Raw genomic sequence first — 17287 nt, 5'->3', positions numbered from 1 at the left:
TATTCTTCATAGATTTCAACTATACCGTTTCCACAGCTTCTAACAAAAGCTGTTCATGATAAAAATAGATCTATTTTTCCTTATGAAAGATTATCAAACTATAACTCAAAGAAATCCGACTGCTTATAAAAGCAGCCGGATTTTTATATATCTAATTTTTCAAAAAATTTGCCTGTTGACTGCTTTTCTTTTAACTTCTCCAGCAGCTCATTTTCCAGAAAAGGACTTAGTTCGTCAAAATCTTGACAAACCTTAAAAACAGTCTCTCTATCTATATGGCCAAAAGTTAGTTCATAATAGTCCTTATGATGATGCCAGTTCTGGTCATAATTGATATCTTTCCGTTGATAGTAAACAATATTTTGCTTCGATGTCAGGTAAAGCTTCTGCGTCAGAATGCTTTTCTGATCTTTGGACAGCTTGCTCCGACTGAAAATTTTAACTCCTTGAAAAATCTTGCGCTCATGGATACCTTGATTTGTGACTTTTAATTCAACTCTTTTATAGTGCATATAGTTACCTCCAAAAATTACTTTCATTATATCAGACTCTGGCAGATTTTCAAGCAAAAGTGTCATTTCCAAAAATCTTTAGTCGCCTCTAGAATCTCTTCCGTTGATGTCACAGTAGCCTCAATAATGCTCTTGCCAGTCTTTTTCAGATAAGCTTGTATCAGATGATAACCATAAGCATAGCCCGCAGCATAAGGCATTCCAACTGGTATCTGACCCTGTATCTCAGCTATTTCATCACCGTAAAGATAAGGAGCCATTTCCGCCATCCCTGTTAGCTGAAGCTGACTTGAGATGATGGGCTTAATCTCTTCTAACTGCTCTGGACTGGTTGAAGTGACCCAAGATCCGATGAGATCTTTGCCATAAAGCTCAGCTGCAAAAGACTCTGCCAATCCTTCACTGACTACCCAGTCTGCTAGTGTCGTCTGCTGGTTCCATTTGATAAATTGGAAGCGGACATTATGATTGCACTCGTGGGCCAGAGCCGCTTGCACACGTGGCAAAGTATAGTCATTCGGTAGCAGACTAAGCATGAGATAACCTGGAATTCCACCATCTCCGCTATAACCCTTATTAAGCTGTAGCATAGGTTTTTCTGGATTGCCCAGTAAAATAGTAAAATGGTAATCCTCAACCTCTAAATCATAGCCAGCTTGCTCAAAAAGACCAATACTCCTCTTGATGGTATCTTGACAATTTTGCCAGAGTTGATCAGAACTTAGAGCGTCGATAGCCGGTCTATCCTTTTCCGAGAGAGTTGCAGGCAACTGATTCATAAAGCCAAGTAGAAACAGAGCATCAAATCCTCCAGGATACTTCGCTTTTAAAGGAATGTGTTGAGTTTGGTATTTCGTTGCAAAAGGTGCTAATATTTTGGCTCGAAAGCAACCTTCTCTCTTTTCTAAGGGTAGCTCTAGCATCTCTTGATAAACTTTATCTGAACGAATCATATTGATTTTCATAGTAATCTCCTTTCTTATCTACTATTAGTATAATCCCTTACCCAAGGTCAGGGTCAAGAAGAAAATTGAATTTCTATCAAAATTCTAGTAACTTTTGGAAAAAATGACATACTAAATCTTTCGTATCAGACTATAATTTCAAGTAGGTTTACCCATTTTAAATCAAAACGATCGAGGTTTTTTTGAAGCTTCATCTTCTATCAAAACTTCTTCTTCCATAGCATTTTTTATTTTTTTGCCCAAAGATAATAACGTTTCTACATCAGAGGGTTTGCTTGTCCCGAGAGGATTCCAAGTAGAAGATGATAAACTTTCATATTCCTTAGACCGAACTCGAAATTTAATGTTATCCCCCTTGGTGTCTATGTCTACATTTAAGGCTCTCGCCCCCAGTTTAGGCTCCTTATTTTTTATCCTACAGAAAACAACTTCTCCTGATACAATCTCCTTTCCATCACACCAAATCCTAATATTTCTTCCAGATAATTCTACGACAAAATTCTTCACTAGACTACCTTGTATTTTTTTAATTAAAAGAAAACTAATACCAAAAAACACTAATACTATCGTATAAAGAAAAAGAGGTTGTGATTTAAAAAAATCATTCAGTTTTAAATAGAATATAGCCAACTGTATTCCCAATACAGGAAGCATGAGGAACATGGGAAAAAGGATACCAATTATTATATCTGATTTTGCTGTTGTCGCTGTAAATTCATATCTTTCCATCAATATCACCTTTATAACATTTCCTTTTTATAGGACATTAATCCCATACTAAGACGGATGCATCAGGGAGTTCAATCTCCCTTTCCCCTAGCAAAGATAAATTTTGAACTATTCTAAGGATATTGTACCACTATTTCTGCAAAAAATACCTTAGCAAACATAATCTCCTTCCACAGATACATCATCGCTTTATCGAGCGTTGGAGTTTGATTAACATGGTTCTCTAATCAAACTCCAGAACTTTATGATGAAAATCTTATGGAACAACTGGAGACACTTTATAAATTTTCTCTTTTCAATTATAAAGAAAAACCGCTACTCCTAAGAATAGCGGTTTAATCATATTTTTAAGCTACTAATGTAGTTGCTCTATTACTTAAGAGTAACTGAAGCTCCAGCTTCTTCCAATTTAGCTTTGATTTCTTCAGCTTCTGCAGTTGGAACGCCTTCTTTGATGACACCTGGTGCACCATCAACAAGTTCTTTAGCTTCTTTAAGTCCAAGACCAGTGATTTCACGTACAGCTTTGATAACGCCAACTTTTTTATCACCAGCAGCTGTCAATTCAACGTCAAATGAATCTTTAGCAGCACCAGCATCAGCAGCACCAGCTGCAGCTACAGCTACAGGAGCAGCTGCAGTTACACCAAATTCTTCTTCGATAGCTTTTACAAGGTCGTTCAATTCAAGGATTGAAGCTTCTTTAATTTCAGCAATAATGTTTTCAATGTTCAATGCCATTGTTATTTCCTCCAAATAAGTTTTAAATTTTATAATAGTTTTTCCGTAGCTATGCTACGCTGCGTAGCTTAAGATTAAGCTGCGTCTTCTTTGTTGTCTGCAACCGCTTTGACTGCAAGAGCAACGTTGCGCACTGGCGCTTGAAGTACAGAAAGGAGCATAGAAAGAAGTCCTTCGCGGTTTGGAAGAGTTGCAAGAGCAACGATTTCTTCTTTAGATGCGACAGCGCCTTCAATTGCACCACCTTTGATTTCAAGTGCTTCAGCGTTTTTAGCAAAGTCGTTCAAGATTTTCGCTGGTGCGATAACATCTTCATTAGAAAATGCTACGGCAGATGGTCCAACAAATACTGATGCAAGATCTTCAAGACCAGCCTTTTCAGCTGCACGACGCAAGATTGAGTTTTTAATAACTTTATACTCAACTTCGCTTCCACGAAGCTCACGACGAAGAACTGTATCTTGATCAACTGTCAAACCACGAGCGTCTACAACGACGATAGATGCAGCAGCTTTCATTTTTTCAGCTACTACGTCAACTAGTTCCGCTTTTTTAGCAATAATTGCTTCACTCATTAGTGTGTTCACCTCCGTAATTATTTTGCTTGGGGAATTTTTTCAAAAGAAAAACGCGCCCAAACCTAGACACGAAAGTACAATACGCTTCTTTTTACATGATACGTTTTGTCCTCGGTAGGATCTTTATGAGTCGAGCTCCCCTACTGTCTTAGGCAGTTTTTTCAAACCGTATATAAGTATAGCATAGACAAAAAAAGAATGCAAGATTTTTGCAAACTTTTTTTGAAATTTTTTAAATCTCTACCGTCAAAACTTTGCCTTGCTTAACCACCTGTTCTCCTGCAATATAAACATCGTCAACATCACTGGATTTGACTGCATAAACGAGGTGAGATAACATATTTTTCTGAGGTTGTAGATGGATTTTTCCTTGTGGTTGAATGACCAGAAAATCTGCCTGTTTGCCGACTTCTAGGCTTCCTATCTGCTTTTCCATTCCAAGGACCTTGGCACCTTCTATCGTCAGAGCTTTGAGGGCTGTTTCGATTGGAAACTGGCTGGCATCTCCACTCTTCATCTTCTGAAGAAGGGCTGCAGTCCGTCCTTCCTCAAACATATCTAGATTGTTATTGGAAGCAACCGAGTCAGTCGCAATCCCCACTGCTACTCCTGCTTTTTGGAGTTGGATGATTGGAGCGATTCCTGAGGCCAGTTTTAGATTACTGATAGGATTGTGGGCGATAGCCACTTGGGAGGTTGCCAAACGTTCAATTTCTTGTTCGTTTAGTTCGACCCCATGAGCAAAAACAGACGGATGATCTAAGTAACCCAGTTCTTCTAGAAAGGCGAGGGGGCGTTTGCCGTAGCGTTTCAGGATAATTCCTGATTCCTCCTTGGTCTCCGCCACATGGATATGGATGGGAATGTCCAGCTCTTTTGCCATATCTAAGCTCGCTTCTAGCAAGTCTCTACTACAGCTATACGGAGAATGGGGAGCTACCATAACCTTGAAATTTGAATTTTCATATCCTAAGATTTCTTCTATAATGGACCGTGTTCTACTTATAGTCTCAGCAGTTGTTTCTGTCTCTGAAGAAAAGAGGGTCGGTGAGAAATAACAACGCATCTTAGATGCCTTGACTGCCTGATAAATTTGCTGGATATCCACACCATTGGGATTATACATATCGTTAAAGGTTGTTGTCCCTGACTGGAGCATTTCTGTCAGAGCCTCTTTGACCGCCTTGGTAGTCATATCGGGAGTAAAGCCTGCTTCTGCTGGCCAGATATAGTCATTGAGCCATTCATGGAGATTGCTATCATCCCGAATCCCTCGCAAACCTGTCATAGCAGAGTGGGTATGGCAATTGACCAATCCAGGCATGATCCAGGCTCCCTGATAGTCTATAATCTGCTCAGCTTGCTCTAGAATCTCTGGCTCCTCTTGGCCGACATAGACGATTTGAGAGTCCTTAACAGCTAAGATACCATCCAAATAAATATGGAAATCTTGGTCACAAGTCACAATATTTACATGCTGATAGACTTTCATTGTTTTCTCCTTCTAAGACCCTGATTTTTTCTAGCTATTGTAACAAAAAAGTCACCCGAAGGCAACTTTTTTTGTCCATAAGATTTCAAAATAGAAAGGATTATTCAGAGCTAAAATCTGAAGCTTTTTGCATTTGGTAATACTTGCCCTTTCTAGCCATGAGGTCATGATGGTTACCATGCTCAACAATATCACCATCTACTAAGACTAGAATCAAATCCGCATCCTGAATAGTTGACAAACGGTGAGCAATGATAAAACTTGTGCGCCCCTTCATCAGTTTAGCAAAGGCATCCTGAACTAGCACTTCTGTCCGTGTATCGATGGAGGAAGTCGCCTCGTCTAAGATAAGAATCTTAGGGATAGCTAGAAAGACTCGGGCGATGGTCAAGAGTTGGGCTTGGCCGACAGAGAGAGATCCTCCTGCATTTTCCAACTTAGTATCGTATCCCTGCGGCAACTGTTGGATGAAAAAATCTGCATTGGCTGCTTTGGCAGCAGCAATCACCTGCTCCCGACTGGCGTCAGGATTTCCAAAGGCAATATTGTCATGAATGGTTCCTTGCTTGAGCCAGGTTTCTTGGAGCACCATGCCAAACTGCTGTCTCAATGACGCTCGGGTATAATCATAAATGGATTGCCCATCTAACAAGATATCTCCTGAATTAATAGGATAAAAACGCATGAGGAGATTGATAAGAGTTGACTTACCAGCACCTGTCGGACCAACGATGGCTACCTTGCTACCAGCTGGGATATCGATAGACAAATCCTTAATCAAGATCCTTTCAGGATTGTATCCAAAAGAAACATGCTTAAAGGAAATGGCTCCCTTAACTTGGTCACTGGTCAAGACTTCCTTACCTGTTTCAGCCACCTCTGGACTTTCTAAGACAGCATAGACGCGCTCTGCGCAAGCGAGAGCACTTTGCAACTCAGCTAGCACTGAAGAAATATCGTTAAAGGGCTTGGTATACTGCTGAACATAGTTCAAAAAAGTTACTAAACGCCCAATGGTCAAGGTTGAACCCATCATGATACGATAAGCTCCTACTCCAGCTAGAAGAGCATAAATGAGCGCATTGACAAAGCGAGTCGAAGGATTAACCGTTGAGGAATAAAAGATAGCTGACTGAGAATAGCCTGCGTAGTTGGCATTCGCCTCGTGCAGTCTTTGGATAAACTCTGTCTGAGCATTAAAGGACTGGATAATAGTCTGCTGGCTAAGCGATTCTTCAATCAACTGAGTCTGAATTCCCCTCGTCTCTGTTTGCTTCTGAAAGAGATGATAGGACCGTTTGGCAATAAAGCGTGAAATCACCATAGATAATGGCGTCAACAGCAAGACCAAGAGGGTCATGAGGAGATGAATTTGGAGCATGGCTAGAATACTAACCAAAATCATCAAGACACCAATGAAAAATTGATTAAAAATCATGGTTAAGCCGGCTGCCAGCTGTTCTATGTCTGTGGTTACACGACTGACCATCTCTCCACTGCCTTGTCGATCCACAAAAGCAATCGGTAAACGATGAAGTTTATGAATGATTCGCTCTCGCAAGTCTTTGGTATAAGAGAAGATTAGACGATTATAAAGGAGAGGATTGGCCCATTGTACCAGTGTATTTCCTATGACCACCAAGAGCATCTGGAGAAAAATCTGCCAAAAAACTGGTGAAGAACCAGCCACTAGGACTTGGTCAATGACCTGTCCAATCAGAATAGGTAGGTAAATTGATAAGCCAACTTGGGCAATAGTTCCTAGAAAGGCAAGGAAAAGGAGGAAGGGATGGCTTGCTAAATCCTTAGCCAAACGTTTGAGCGTCTGGTTTGCAGTTTGTCGTTTCATGCTAGTCGTCCTTTCCATGTTGAGATGCATTGATTTCGCGATAGACCTGGCTAGTTTTCATCAAGTCATCGTGCTTACCAACAGCTAGTAACTCACCTTTTTCCAAAAGGAGAATCTGGTCAGCCATCTGAAGTGTAGACGTTCGTTGAGAAATCAAGATTAAGCTCGTGTTTGGCAAATTTTCTCGGATAGCTTTCAAGAGCTTGGACTCAGTGATGGTGTCGAGGGCCGAGGTCGCATCATCTAGGATGAGAAATGGAGCTTGGCGCAAGACTGCACGCGCGATGGATAGCCTTTGTTTTTGTCCACCTGAGAAATTTCTCCCTCCTGCCTCAACTAGGGCGTCCAAGAGCCCTTCCTTTTCACTGACAAAATCCTTAGCTTGCGCAATCTCCAAGGCTTGCCAGAGTTCTTGATCAGTCACTTCTTGATTTAAACCCAAAGTTAAGTTGGAACGAATAGTTCCTTTAAAGAGCTCGACTTTTTGAGGCACATAGGCAATCCAAGACCTCCACTGCTCCAAATTAAGAGGACTACGTCCATCTCTATAAAGGTTAATGCTTCCCTTATCTGCTGGATATAGACCAAGTAAGACTTGCACCAAGCTTGATTTACCAGAACCCGTTCCCCCAATGATACCAAGGATTTGCCCTTGAGTCATATCAAAGGAAATGCCTCTCAGAGAAGGCTGGGCCGCATCAGGATAGGTAAAAGTCAATTCTTGGACTTTTAAAACCTGATTACTGGTAACTTGCTTTTGTTCTAACTCCGAATGGATATCTTCTGGAGCCTCAGCAAAGACTTCCTCGATTCGTTTAGCTGAGATATAGGACTGGTTGAGAGAATTGATCAGCATAGCTAGTTTGACCAATTCCACCAAGATTTGCAAGAGGTAGTTGATAAGAGCAATGAGGGCACCTTGACTGAGTAAACCTCCTTGAATCGAAATATAGCCCTGCCAGATGATGACGAGAAGAGTTCCATTAACAATCAGATAGGTCAGGGGTGTTAATAAAGTAGCCCAGAAACCCGTCTTTTCTTGCAAACTGGCATAGACTTGGTTAAGGGTTTGAAAAATCTGTAATTCTCGTTTTTCTTGCCCAAAGGCACGAATCACCCGCATCCCTTGTAATTGCTGGCGCGTTTCCTGAACCAGTTGGTCCGTTTTCTTTCTGAGACTGCTGTAGAGAGGATTGACCAGTCGAGAGAGACCGACAATAACGATTGTCAAAAAACCAACCATGACCAAAAACCAGAAAGTCAGCTCAGCCGAGATGCGATAGGCCATAAAGATAGCGCCAAAGACGATAATAGGTGCTCGCAAAAAGAGGCGCAGAAACTGATTAATACCAGTCTGAATCTGGTAAGTGTCCGAGGTCAAGCGGGTCACTAAGCTAGAAGTTGTCAAACAGTCTCTGCTGTCCTTAGATAAAGAAAGGATATGACGATAAAGGTCGTCTGTCAGTTCTTTGGCAAAACCAACCGCAGCCTTAGCTGAGTAGAACTGGGCTATCAAAGCCACTAAAACACCAATTATTGCAAAGATAAGGAGCAGGCCAATCTGCATCCAGAGGTGTCCTTGATCTCTCTGGGGCAAGGACTGGTCAACAATCCCTGCAATCACCATGGGAACCAAGAGCTCAAACACAGCTTCTAGTAACTTGAACAAGGGTGCCAAAATGGATTCTTTGATGTAGGGTTTGAAGTAAGATAGTAAGTGTTTCATAAATCCCTTCTATTCTTATTCTGGAAATGAAGAAAGTGGGAAGCCCCACCCTCAATTTTATTTGTTTAAGTAAGGTAATAGATAGCCATATCCTGCTTTTTCCATCTCATCCTTGGCTATAAAACGCAAGGATGCAGAATTAATACAGTAACGCAGACCACCTAACTCCTGAGGTCCATCTGTGAAAACATGACCCAAGTGAGCATTACCTGACCGAGAACGAACCTCGATTCGCTCCATTCCATGACTCAGGTCCTTGTAGTAGTGAATCAATTCCTTAGAAATCGGACGGCTAAAACTTGGCCAACCACAACCTGAGGCAAACTTATCCTTAGCGAAAAAGAGTGGCTCACCCGTCGTGATGTCTACATAAATCCCTTCTTCAAAGGTTTGGTCATAAGCATTACTAAACGGCGCCTCTGTAGCAGCTTCTTGGGTAACACGGTAGGATTCTTCAGTTAAGCTTTCCTTCAACGCTTCTTGACTAGGCTTTTCATAGTTAGAGGCGTCAATCAATGGCTTCTCAGCATCGGTCACATCGATATGACAGTAACCGGAAGGATTTTTCTTGAGATAGTCTTGGTGGTAGTCTTCAGCCAAAATGTAGTGGCGAAGTTTCTCCACTTCTACTGCAATCTTTCGACCCAACATACGCTCCTGCTCCCGCACCACTGTATAGATAGCTGGCAGATCTACTTCATCTTGGTAATAAATACCAGTACGATATTGGCGACCACGGTCATTCCCCTGCTGGTTGATAGATAAGGGATCGATGACACGGAAATAATAAAGTAAAATTTCTCTAAGTGACACTGCTTTCTCATCGTAAATCACTTGAACCGTTTCTGCATGGTCTGTTTCCTTAAGTAGCTGGTAATTGGTCGTTTCGACTTGGCCATTAGCGTAGCCGACACTGGTAGCTAGCACTCCCGAAATTCGGGAAAAATATTCCTCTAAGCCCCAAAAACAACCACCTGCTAGATAAATTTCTGCCATCTTCGTTTCTCCTCTATCAAGTTTTTAACTAATACTCTTCGAAAATATCTTCAAACCACGTCAGCTTACATCTGCAACCTCAAAACAGTATTTTGAGCTAACTTCGTCAGTTCTATCCACAACCTCAAAACACTGTTTTGAGCAGCCTGCGGCTCGTTTCCTAGTTTGCTCTTTGATTTTCATTGAGTATAAACTTCTTTTCAAAAAAAGGATAGGAAGCCCTCTAATCAAGAGTTTCCCCATCCTATCTTCTATTCTTTATTTTGCTTCTACACGGACACCTTGGGTATCAACTTTCAAATCATGCAGTTTGCCTTTGAAAGACTGCTTTTGCAATTCTGCCTTAATCTTCGGCATCTTGTCGTGAGAAGCCAAGACCATCACTGTCGGTCCAGCACCGGAAAGGTAGGTTGCATAGGCACCATTCTCTTTGGCTACTTGCTTAATCGTCGCAAATTCACGGACCAGACTTTGACGATAGCGCTCGTGGAAGAGGTCCCCCTCAATCGCTTGGCCAGCTGTCACCATATCTCCTGCTAACAAGGCTGCAACCGCCACATTGGCGATCGAACTAGCTGCAACAGCTTCCTTATAGGATAATTTCTTAGGCAAGACACCACGGCTATCGCGAGTGCGTAATTCATAGTTGGGAATATAAGCTAGAAAATCACACTCGGGGAAGTCTGCCACAATCGCTGAAACGTGCCCTTCAACGGAACTCGCAACAACAAGATTTCCATAGATAGCTGGAGCCACATTGTCAGGATGCCCTTCAATCTTGGTCGCCAACTGCAATTTGTCGTGGTTAGATAAGTTGAGCTTACCTAGTTGGTTAGCCAGTTCAATTCCAGCAACGATAACCGAGCTAGAAGAACCCAAACCACGCGCCAAGGGAACATCACTAGTCATTTTCAAGCGTCTCGGTTGCAAGTCTGGCGCAATTTGCAAGGCAATCTTAAGCAAGAGATTACGCTCGTCATGGGGAATCCATTTACCAATCTGGTGTTCAATCAACCACTCATCCCGTTCTTCACAGACCTCAATTTGAAGATACTTGGTTACAGCTACACCGACCGAGTCAAAACCCGGCCCGATATTGGCACTGGTTGCAGGTACAATAATCTTCATCCTATTCTCCTAACACCTTGAAGGTATTCAAGAGGTCAAATTCTGAAGCTTTGGCCAACTCTGCTGAAACATTCTCAAGTTGTGCTTTATTAATCTTATGAGTGATAATCACTACACGCGCCTTGTCACCCTCTTTGCCATCTTGGAGGATTTGCTTGAAGGAAATATCTTGAGCGTTGAAAATCTCAGCCAATTTCAAGACCTGACCTTTTGAATCTGGCGCCAAGATTGAGAAGTAGTAATTAGCTTTGACATCTTCTGGATTAGCCAAAACCAAGTCACGGCTATATTCGTTGAAGTCTTTGCCAATCGTACCATCATTCAAGCGACGAACGATACGAACAATATCTGCTACGACACTTGTTGCAGTTGGTTTTTGACCCGCACCTGGTCCGTAGTACATCGATTCACCGATTCCGATAGACTCCACAAAGACTGCGTTCATTACCCCATTCACACTGGCAAGTGGATGTGCTTTAGGAAGGAAGGTTGGAGTTACTTCCGCAGCAATTCCTGAAGGAGTTTCCTCGATAGAACCAACCAATTTCACTACATAGCCAAGGTCTTGGGCTACAGCTACGTCTTCTGGTGTGATGTTGCGGATTCCCTTGTGGGCTACATCGTCAAAGGCAACCTTCATACCAAAAGCAAACTGGCTCAAAATCACCATCTTGTAGGCTGCATCAATCCCATCCACGTCATTTGTAGGGTCACTTTCTGCAAATCCAAGTCTTTGAGCTTCGGCCAGAGCATCATCATAAGACCAGCCTTCTTCGACCATCTTGGTCATCATGAAGTTGGAAGTTCCATTAACGACACCAAGAACGCGCGTGATTTTATCAGAAGCCAATGAATTTGCTAGAGTGCGAAGAATTGGAATCCCACCAGCAACTGCTGCTTCGTAGTAAAGTGCTACATTATGCTCTTTAGCGATTTCTAGCAATTCTGCACCATGAACAGCCAAAAGGTCCTTGTTTGCTGTTACAACGTGTTTCCCAGCTTCCAAGGCACGAGTGATAAAGGTTTTAGCTGGTTCGATACGCCCCATCAATTCCACTACGATTGTAATGTCTTGATCTGACAAAATATCGTCTACATTGGTTACAAAGTTAAAGTCATTTCCTGCTGCAAGCAAGCGGTTCTTTTCATCTTCATCCTTGACCAATACCTTGGCCACTTCAATCTCTGAATGAGCTGACTGAACGATTTTTTCTCCATTTTCCTTTAGGAGGAATGGCACACCACTTGCAACGGTACCAAATCCAAGTAAAGCAATTTTAACTGTCATGTTTGTCTCCTAGAAATTTTCTGATATAGCCATTATAACAGAATTTTGTGAAAATTCCTATTATAGTAAATCACTATTTCAGTCTGGTAAAGAAAAAACGAATCCCATGATTCGTCTTTCTTGATAAATGAAAATTGATTTTAAAAATTATGAACGAATCTTTTGCAAATTAAGAACTGCATCGTGGTTAATCAAGATTTGCCCATACTCTTGCAAGACTGAACGACTGATGTCACTGCCGTCTGCAAACTCACGCATACGAGCCAAGAGCCAAGCTGGATATGGACTTGGATGATTTTCTACATCGACTAAGATTGTCAAATAATAGTGTCCATTCATCTTATAGAGTTCAGATGTTTCCATCTGGTAGTTAACCGTCTTTGCAAAAGCAACCAAGTCAGCAAGGCTTGAAAAGCGCAGGATATAGTAGATATAAGGTTCTTTCTTATTCTCCGTCTCCTTGTCTGCCTGCTCTTGCTCTTCTTCCTTTGCTTCGACCTGCTCTAGAGATTGGATGGCCTCAATATCGTCCTTGGTCTTATCTGCAATGCTCTTTTCCAAGGTTTTGAGAAATTCATCTGGCGACATTTGGGCTAATTCTTCCATGTCGGGTAGATCTGCCAAATCTTCAAAATCCAGATTCTGGTCAATCTTGGACTTGGTCACAAAGACGTCGACCTTATCAGGTTTTGGCGTCACGCGGAAACTCAGCATGCCACTATCCAGGAAATTGTCAGGCATTTCCAATTCATCTAAAATAGCATAGAAAAACTCTTCGGTTTTTTCCTGAGGAACGAGAAAGTCTGCAATCTCCATTCCCCGATCCATCAAATCATCTAAAGTCATCGTGATTTTCAGTGTTGTATCACTAATTTGTTTCATCTTCATATCTAGTAACCTCATACTTTCAGTCTATCTATTATACTAGATTTTTACGATTTTATCAAAAGAATGAAGCGAGAATGTGATATAATACTAGATATGATTTTAGATTTAAGAAAGAAAGTTCAATGAAAAATATAAAAGTAAATGCCTTGGCTAGCTTACTGGTCAATGTTCTCAATATCGTTTTTCCACTGATAACCAACCCTTATCTGACGCGGATTCTCAGCAAATCCAACTACGGTTATTTCAATACGGCCAATACTTGGGCAAGTTTCGTTATTCCACTAGCTGCCTTTGGAATATACAACTACGGGATTCGAGCTATCAGTAAGGTCAAGGATGACAAGAATAAAATCAACTATGTTTTCTCTAAGTTGTTTTATATCTCAGTTTTCACTTCTCTCCTGACGACTGGTATCTACTTCCTCTTCATCTTCTTTGACACCAGCATTGAGAACCTGAAAGTCCTCTACTACATTCTAGGGGCCCAGGCTCTCTTCCAATTCCTCAATATCGAATGGATGAACGAGGCTTATGAAAACTATGCCTTCATCCTCTACAAAACGTTAATTATTCGAATTACCATGCTGGTTGCTATCTTCGCCTTTGTTAAAACGGCAGATGATATCGTTCCTTATGCTATCGTTATGACAGCGACCACTATCCTCAACTACCTGCTCAGTTTTCTTTGGATTAAGAGAGAAGTTTCTTTTGTTAAGATCGGTTTCGTCGAACTTGCTAAAGCTTCTAAACCACTCTTTACTATGCTTCTCTTAGCAAACGCTAATATGCTTTATACCTTGCTAGATAGAATGTTTATCACCAAGGGACCAGATGAAAACTACATTTCTTATTATACAATTGCCTATAGTATCGTCATGTTGATTGCTAGTGTTTTGAGTGGAGCTATCAACGTCAGTATTCCGCGCCTTGGCTACTATCTCGGTAAAAAGGATTACAAGTCCTATAATTATCTCGTAAATCAAGCGGCATCCTTATTCTATTTTCTTATGGTTCCAACTAGTATCGGGATTATGATATTGGGGCGGTACGCAACTGTTATTTATTCTTCTGAAAAATATCTTGAAGCGGGTATCGTAACTAGCGTCTTCGCTTTTCGTACCATCATCTGGGCTATTGAATTGATTCTTGGTAAACAGATTATCTTTATCAACGACCATGAAAATCGCTTAACTGCCTTCTACTTCCTTGGTGGTGGCGCCAATATACTATTAAATAGCATCTTGTATTTCAATAATATTTTTGCACCTGAGTATTACATCGCTACGACCATTATCGCAGAAACTATCGTTGTTTTACTTGAAATTCATTTTATCAAAAAACACCAACTGATTAGTTTAAAAGAAATTTTTATAACCTTAACACGTTATAGCCTCATATCCCTTGGTTTTATCCCAATCTTCTATATTTTCAAGATGATTTTCCAAATCAATTCCTACACAGTAAACTTCGATATGATTCTCATGGTTCTGTCTACCATAGCAACTTGTGGCATCTATTACCTCTTGACCCTCTTTATCGCTAAAGATAAAACACTCCACTATGCTCTAAACTTAGTACTTGCTAAAATAAAACGAAATTAAAAAATCCCCTACTGATAAATTAGTTGCCAGTAGGGAATTTCTTCTTTATTCTTTTTCTTTCTTTTCAGAAGCGTTGGCTTCTAGGTTTGAATCTTGTTTAGGTTGTTCAACAATAGAGGAATTAGCTTCTTGTTTCTGTTCTGGCTTGACTGCATCGCTATTTACAGCAGCAACAGCCTGTTTCCAGATACCTTCTTCGTTTACTTTGTAACCATCAGGTGTTGTTGTGTTCTTCAACAAAGAACCATCAGCTTGGAAATAGTACCAATTACCATCAAGCTGTTTCCAACCCGTTTGCATAGCTCCTGATTCATCAAAGTAATAATGATCACCATTTACTTTATGAAGACCAACCAACATGATACCATCTTCAGGATTTAGATAATACCAAACGCCTTTGTCTTTTATCCAACCAGTTTTCATGGCACCGTTTGATTCAAAGTAACGGTAATGATTATCAGACCATTTCCAGCCTGTTTGCATGGCTCCAGATCTGCTAAAGTAATATTGCTTACCATCTACTTGATGAAGGCCGACCAGCATAATGCCTTCTTTTCCTTCAAGATAATACCAGGCATCACCATCTTTCAACCAACCAGTTTGGACTGCGCCAGACGTAGCGTAATAATGCCAAGAATCATTTGACCACTGCCATCCAACTTGCATAGTACCTGCAGAGCTGAAGAAATAGTTCTTACCGTCAACCTCTTTAGATCCTACAGCCATGATACCAGTTTCTGGATCCAAATAATACCATGATTCTTTATCTTTCAACCAACCAGTTTTCATAACTCCAGAACTTGCAAAATAGTTCCAGTGACCATCAATAAAGGCCCAGCCTGTTTGCATGGCACCACTGGCATTCAAATAGTAACGGACACCATTGATATCTTGGCTTCCAGTTAACATTATGCCATCTTTATCTAAATAATACCATGTTTCCTGATCCTTGATCCAACCAGTTTTCATAGCTCCAGAACTTGCAAAATAGTTCCAGTGACCATCAACAAAGGCCCAGCCTGTTTGCATGGCACCACTAGCATTCAAATAGTAACGAACACCATTGATATCTTGGCTTCCAGTTAACATAATGCCATCTTTATCCAGATAATACCATGTTTCCTGATCCTTGACCCAGCCGGTTTTCATAGCTCCAGAACTTGCAAAATAGTTCCAATGGCCATCAACAAAGGTCCAGCCAGTTTGCATGACACCTTCTTGATTAAAGTAGTATGTGCTTCCATTAATATTCTTTTTACCGACAGTCTTTAGCCCATCCTCATCATAGAAATACCAATCTGAATCAATCTTTTGCCAAGTTGAAGGCTTACCTGCTGCTTGGAGTGCACCACTTTCGCTAAAGAACATCTTCTTTCCATTATAGACTTGATGTCCTGTTAGCATCTTCCCATCTGCCGCAAAGAGATACTTTTTCCCTCCAATTTCAGAGAGCTCGCTAAATCGTCTAGCACCATTTGATTGGATATAATACCAAGAGTCATCTAGTTTGAACCAACCACCAGTTTGCATTTTACCATTTTGGTTCAGATAGTAATCATTCCCTTTGGCATTTTCTCCCCAGTCGTCGTTAAGATGAAGCCAACGACCTGCTTGCATTTGTCCTTTTCCGTTAAAGAAGTAAGTGGCTCCGCCAATCTCTCTCCAGCCGATAGCCATTTCTCCGTCAGTCAAACGATATTTCCAATAACCATCTTCTTGATACCATTTTTCGTCAACTACAGGGATATCAGGGAAGGTATTTGAAACATTAGCAAATCCTTTATCGCTAATATCAAAAACGGTAGCATCTTGAGTTTGGCTAGCAGCATGAAGAACCTGAATATTTTTCTTCTGAAGGTATTCTCTGGTTGAAGCAACATTAATATCTCCACCAGTTGTCTGAATAACCATTTTTGGTGATAAGTTTTCAAGGAAATTAATCGTATTTGAAATTGTCGCATCATAATGGTGGTTCCATTTCATCATATCAACCTTGCCGATAACTGGACCTAACTTATCTTCTGCTCCCTCGGCATTATCCAAATCTCCACCAAGATAGATTCTCTTTCCTGCCACAGTCACCACTGAAACAATGGAGTTGGAGTTATCATCTCGAACTCTTTTCAGATTCCCATCAGCATCATATTCATTCTTATAGTTATAGAGTTGGATATCCATATCACCTAATTTAAAGTGACTATCCTCATCTGTAATATTCTGAATAAGAGTAACCCCTCGTTTTTGAGCCGCTCTCAAAGCATTATCATAATTAAAAAGATTATCCCAAAGTCCCCAGTGTGAGGTGATCCGATCATCTGAATATTTTTTCAAATAAAACTTACCGACTTGATATCGATTGAGTATTTCATCCGCTCCACCAATATGGTCACTATGGACATGAGTTCCTAGAATAAAATCTAATTTTTTTACACCTATTTGATCCAGGTGGCGAATCAAGCGATCTTCCAATACTTGATTATTTCTCATGGAAATTCCCCAGCGGCTTGGATAGCGTGGGTCACTCCCATCAGGGAAATCATAGTCTTCTCCCATATCAATCAAAGCATAATGACCATTACTTTCCAGAAGGATGGCATCACTTCCAGATTTTGCTTTAGTATTTATGAAATGGATACGATTGCCCGAACCTGCAGAGATAGTATCTGCAGCTACTCCTTGCGATAACTGAATCAGTAATAGAAAGAATGCGAGAACACTATATCTAACTAATTTTAATAACCATTTATTTTTCATCTTGAAAACTCCTTTATCTTAACAATAAGCAACTTTTACT

General features: G+C 40.8%; 14 protein-coding genes and 1 other annotated feature. Of the genes, 1 reads left to right on the top strand and 13 read right to left on the bottom strand.

The genetic code is table 11. The annotated features are described in order from the left end of the window. Positions 1–143: 143 nt before the first annotated feature. From MK405_RS01595 to mecA, 12 genes are all read right to left on the bottom strand, one after another. Complete coding sequence (locus MK405_RS01595; protein ID WP_002878245.1) at positions 144–512, bottom strand: EXLDI protein; 369 nt, start codon at positions 510–512, stop codon at positions 144–146. 62 nt (positions 513–574) lie between these two features. Then, on the bottom strand, positions 575–1477 hold the full coding sequence (locus MK405_RS01590; RefSeq protein ID WP_268704122.1) for a DUF2268 domain-containing putative Zn-dependent protease: 903 nt from the start codon (positions 1475–1477) through the stop codon (positions 575–577). A gap of 162 nt (positions 1478–1639) precedes the next feature. After that, positions 1640–2206 carry a hypothetical protein gene (locus tag MK405_RS01585; protein ID WP_033606081.1) on the bottom strand — a complete coding sequence of 189 codons (567 nt, stop codon included), beginning with the start codon at positions 2204–2206 and terminating at the stop codon, positions 1640–1642. Between the two features lie 372 nt (positions 2207–2578). Then, positions 2579–2947, bottom strand: coding sequence for a 50S ribosomal protein L7/L12 (rplL, locus tag MK405_RS01580; RefSeq protein ID WP_001196962.1), 369 nt, complete (start codon positions 2945–2947; stop codon positions 2579–2581). Positions 2948–3021: 74 nt separating this feature from the next. Beyond that, positions 3022–3522 (bottom strand): 50S ribosomal protein L10, encoded by a 501-nt coding sequence (gene rplJ, locus MK405_RS01575; RefSeq protein WP_001287266.1) that lies wholly within the window; start codon positions 3520–3522, stop codon positions 3022–3024. Between the two features lie 38 nt (positions 3523–3560). After that, positions 3561–3696 (bottom strand) — a sequence feature (ribosomal protein L10 leader region). A 61-nt stretch (positions 3697–3757) separates the two neighbouring features. Then, the gene (locus MK405_RS01570) at positions 3758–5017 is read right to left on the bottom strand and encodes a TRZ/ATZ family protein (RefSeq protein ID WP_268704121.1); all 1260 of its coding nucleotides are present in this window, start codon (positions 5015–5017) and stop codon (positions 3758–3760) included. 100 nt (positions 5018–5117) lie between these two features. Continuing rightward, positions 5118–6866: an ABC transporter ATP-binding protein gene (locus tag MK405_RS01565; protein WP_268704120.1), complete on the bottom strand. Its 1749-nt coding sequence runs from the start codon at positions 6864–6866 to the stop codon at positions 5118–5120. Between the two features lies 1 nt (position 6867). After that, complete coding sequence (locus MK405_RS01560) at positions 6868–8592, bottom strand: ABC transporter ATP-binding protein (RefSeq protein WP_268704119.1); 1725 nt, start codon at positions 8590–8592, stop codon at positions 6868–6870. A 57-nt stretch (positions 8593–8649) separates the two neighbouring features. Next, positions 8650–9588, bottom strand: a complete 939-nt coding sequence (msrB, locus tag MK405_RS01555; protein ID WP_268704118.1) for a peptide-methionine (R)-S-oxide reductase MsrB — start codon at positions 9586–9588, stop codon at positions 8650–8652. A 258-nt stretch (positions 9589–9846) separates the two neighbouring features. Then, complete coding sequence (gene thrB, locus MK405_RS01550) at positions 9847–10716, bottom strand: homoserine kinase (protein WP_268704117.1); 870 nt, start codon at positions 10714–10716, stop codon at positions 9847–9849. A gap of 1 nt (position 10717) precedes the next feature. Beyond that, complete coding sequence (locus MK405_RS01545) at positions 10718–12004, bottom strand: homoserine dehydrogenase (RefSeq protein WP_000216369.1); 1287 nt, start codon at positions 12002–12004, stop codon at positions 10718–10720. A 147-nt stretch (positions 12005–12151) separates the two neighbouring features. After that, the gene (gene mecA, locus MK405_RS01540) at positions 12152–12892 is read right to left on the bottom strand and encodes an adaptor protein MecA (RefSeq protein ID WP_268704116.1); all 741 of its coding nucleotides are present in this window, start codon (positions 12890–12892) and stop codon (positions 12152–12154) included. A gap of 122 nt (positions 12893–13014) precedes the next feature. Here mecA and MK405_RS01535 point away from each other — a divergent pair, with 122 nt between their 5' ends. Beyond that, a complete protein-coding gene (locus MK405_RS01535) occupies positions 13015–14493 on the top strand; it encodes an oligosaccharide flippase family protein (RefSeq protein WP_268704115.1) in 1479 nt (492 codons plus the stop codon). A gap of 45 nt (positions 14494–14538) precedes the next feature. Here MK405_RS01535 and MK405_RS01530 read toward each other — a convergent pair whose 3' ends face one another. Further along, positions 14539–17247 carry an MBL fold metallo-hydrolase gene (locus MK405_RS01530; protein WP_268704114.1) on the bottom strand — a complete coding sequence of 903 codons (2709 nt, stop codon included), beginning with the start codon at positions 17245–17247 and terminating at the stop codon, positions 14539–14541. Positions 17248–17287 lie beyond the last annotated feature (40 nt).

The sequence above is a fragment of the Streptococcus oralis genome (assembly GCF_026782345.1).
GTDB lineage: Bacteria > Bacillota > Bacilli > Lactobacillales > Streptococcaceae > Streptococcus > Streptococcus oralis_CK.
This window is presented reverse-complemented; position numbering and strand designations above follow the sequence as displayed.